The organism is Dietzia aerolata, from assembly GCF_014144865.1.
GTDB classification, from domain to species: Bacteria; Actinomycetota; Actinomycetes; order Mycobacteriales; family Mycobacteriaceae; genus Dietzia; species Dietzia aerolata.
Genome location: NZ_JAALDM010000250.1, coordinates 3,053 through 6,159, shown reverse-complemented (window position 1 = coordinate 6,159; position 3,107 = coordinate 3,053). Strand labels below are relative to the sequence as shown.

Here is a 3,107-nt window from a genome sequence, read left to right as displayed (position 1 = left end):
CGCGCTGGTCGACGAGCGGGGGCCGCAGTTCGCCGGACCAGGTGACGGGCTCCTCCGGCAGCAGCGCGGCGAACAGGTCGAGCTTCTCCGAGAACAGCTGCTCGTATTGCTGCAGGTCGAAGCCGAACAGCGGGAACGACTCGGTGAACGAGCCGCGGCCCAGCACCACTTCGGCGCGACCGTTCGACAGGGCGTCGATGGTGGAGAAGCGCTGGAAGACGCGGATCGGGTCGTCGCTGGAGAGCACGGTGACGGCGGAGCCCAGCAGGATGCGCTCGGTGCGGGTGGCGATGCCTGCCAGCATGACGTCGGGCGCGGAGACGGCGAAGTCGGGGCGATGGTGCTCGCCGATGCCGAACGCGTCCACGCCCACCCGGTCGGCCAGAACGCCCTGCTCCACGACGTCGCGCAGGACCTGCGCGTGATGGACGGGGCGGCCGTCGCGGTCGACGGTCGTATCGCCGAAGGTGTCGAGGCCAAAGGTGACGTCGTGGGTGGCGGGAGAACCCTGCGACGACGACGAGGCGGTCGCGGCGGGATCGTGGGCGGAGGCGGGTGAGTTCATGCCCCCATAGTAGATGACGCGTCAACCAGATGGGTGCGCTGCGCCGGGCTGGCCATCAGCCCGCCAGGGGCATCGCCACTCGACTGCCGGCTGGCCAGCTGCCCACGCAGAACCCTAAAGCGGCGGCGGGATCCACCGCGCGGCGAGTGCGTCGCAGACGGTGCGCTGCTGCTCCTCGCTTAACGGGTGCATGAGTAGCCCCTCGATGGTGAAGACGCCGATCGTGACTTCGGCATCCAGGTTGTCCGCGGCCGCGCCGGCGGCCTCGAGTTCGAAGCGGAACAGGCTGGAAGTCTGCAAGTGGAAGTTGTCGTGCCACAACGCGACCGACGGTGAGCGCTCGGCGCGGGCGTGGACAGTGCTGACCAGGCGGCTCAATTGCTGCAGCTGGCGCACTACCCACAGCAAGCGCACGGAGATAGGTTCGGCGGCCACCGACTGGTACTGGGCCCACGCATCGGCCATGACGTCGTCCAGTACTGCGATCAGAACGGCATCCTTGTCCGCGAAATACCAGTAGATAGTGTTCGAGGCGACGCCGGCCGCCGCGGCCAGGCGGCCCATCGAGGTGGCGTCGTATCCGGCGTCGACAAAGAGTGTGCGGGCGGCGGTGACGATCTCCGCCCGCTTTTCCTGCGACGCCTTGGGTCGCCTGTTCTTCGACACAACCCGATCCTATGCGGTCCTCTTGAATGGCATTCAAGCTAATGCTAGCGTCTCTTGAATGACGATCAACGAGCCCGCTTCGCCCGGAGGGCCCAGGGCCGCGCACACCTATGTCCGGCACGACGTCACCTTCCTCTCCGAGGGCGTGGAATGCGCGGCGTGGCTTTACCGTCCAGACGGCGCGAAGAACCCGCCGATCGTGGTGTTAGCCCATGGGTTCGCCGCGTTCCGGGAGCTCCGCCTGGACGCCTATGCCGCCCGGTTCGCCCAGGCCGGGTACGCGGCATTGGTATTCGACTACCGGTCCTGGGGCGCGAGTGACGGGCAGCCTCGACGGGTCCTCGATATCGCTGCCCAGCATGCCGACTGGCGCGCCGCGGTGGCCTACGCCCGCGGCCTCGACGGCGTCGACACCACCCGGGTGGTCGGGTGGGGGTCCTCATTCGGTGGCGGTCACGTCTTGAACCTCGCCGCCCGGGACCACGCACTGGCGGCCGCGATCGTGCAGGTGCCGCACGTCACCGGTCCCGCCTCGGCGTTCGCGCAATCCCCAGCACTGGTCGCTCGTTTGGCGGGGGCGGCGGCGCGAGATCAGGTGGGGGCATGGCTGGGCCGCCCGCCGCGCCGGGTGAAGTCCATCGGCCGACCCGGCGAAGTCGCCATGATGACCTCACCGGGCGCGTATGACCTGGTACTGAAGATGGCCGGTGACAAGCGCGACGAACTGCTGGCCGATAACGATGTCGCAGCCCGCATCGCATTGCGGGTGCCGTTCTACTCCCCGGGCCGGCACGCTGCCAAGATCACCGCACCAACGCTGGTCCAACTGGCCATCAGGGACGACGTCACACCGTATGCCAAGGCGCGCAAAATCGTGGCTCGCATCCCCAAAGGCGAGGTCAAAACCTACGACTGCACGCACTTCGAGCCCTACCTGGACCCGCACTTCGAGCGCATCGTGGCCGATCAGATCGACTTCCTGAACCGCCACGTCGGAGCCACCCGATAACTACATCACCAGGGACAGCCCCGACTCTTCCGGGAACGGTGCCCCGCTAGCTGCGGGCGGAGCGGACGTAGCGCGTGAGCATCCGGTCCATCAGTCCGGGCGCGAGACGTTGCAGTCGCCAGGTGGCCCGCGCACGCGCCGGCTCGATTACCAGCGCACGATTCCGGGAGACGCCGTCCAGCACACTGCGTGCCAGCGCGTCCGGGTCGAGTGGACGACGCACGCCCTGGCCGTCGAGGTAGTAGCGGCGGCCGTCGAACCCGCCGAGCTCGCCCTTGTCGAGGATCGGGGTGTCGACCGCCGCCGGGCAGACCACCGTCACCCCGACACCGTGACCCGCCGCCTCCGCGCGCAGCGACATCCCCAGACCCACTACGGCGTGCTTGGTCATGGCGTAGCTCGTCAGCAGCCCGGCCGGACTCAACCCGCCCATGGAGGAGGTGAGCACCAGAGAACCGGAGCCCCGGGCGATCATGTGCGGGTAGGCGGCGTGGACGCAGTGCACAACGCCGCGGATGTTCACGTCGATGATGGCGTTCCACTGCTCGAGCGTGAGCAGTTCGGTGTCCCCGCCCCAGGTGATGCCGGCGTTGGCGAACATCAGGTCCAGCCCACCGTGCTCGCCGATCACCTCCTCCACCAGGGCCGCGACGGCCGCGGCGTCGGTGACGTTCAGCCGTGCGGCGCGCGCTCCGGCAACCGAGCCGGTGCCGGCTCCGGGAAGCGAGTCGACGACTGCCTGCGCGGCGTCGACGTCGATGTCCGCCACCACCACATGGGCGCCGTCCGCCACGAGCGCACGCACCAATGCGGCCCCGATGCCCGATCCGCCGCCGGTGACGATCGCGCTGCGGCCGGGTACACCGC

At 68.9% G+C, this 3,107-nt stretch carries 4 protein-coding genes; 1 reads left to right on the top strand and 3 read right to left on the bottom strand.

All coding sequences use genetic code 11. The features are described 5' to 3' along the window. Window positions 1-565, bottom strand: a 565-nt coding sequence (locus G6016_RS13965) for an LLM class flavin-dependent oxidoreductase (RefSeq protein WP_182633235.1), incomplete at its 3' end; no start/stop codon positions are given. Between the two features lie 114 nt (window positions 566-679). After that, window positions 680-1,231: a TetR family transcriptional regulator gene (locus G6016_RS13960; RefSeq protein ID WP_182633234.1), complete on the bottom strand. Its 552-nt coding sequence runs from the start codon at window positions 1,229-1,231 to the stop codon at window positions 680-682. Between the two features lie 58 nt (window positions 1,232-1,289). Between G6016_RS13960 and G6016_RS13955 the strand changes: the two genes are divergently transcribed. Continuing rightward, window positions 1,290-2,240, top strand: coding sequence for an alpha/beta hydrolase (locus G6016_RS13955; RefSeq protein ID WP_182633233.1), 951 nt, complete (start codon window positions 1,290-1,292; stop codon window positions 2,238-2,240). A 46-nt stretch (window positions 2,241-2,286) separates the two neighbouring features. Here the strand turns inward: G6016_RS13955 and G6016_RS13950 are convergent. After that, window positions 2,287-3,107 (bottom strand): SDR family NAD(P)-dependent oxidoreductase (locus tag G6016_RS13950; protein ID WP_182633232.1); only part of this gene is annotated, 821 nt, incomplete at its 5' end.

Excerpts from the sequence above, each read along its gene's own strand:
- G6016_RS13955 (WP_182633233.1), top strand. The coding sequence starts at position 1,290 with ATGACGATCAACGAGCCCGCTTCGCCCGGAGGGCCCAGGGCCGCGCAC.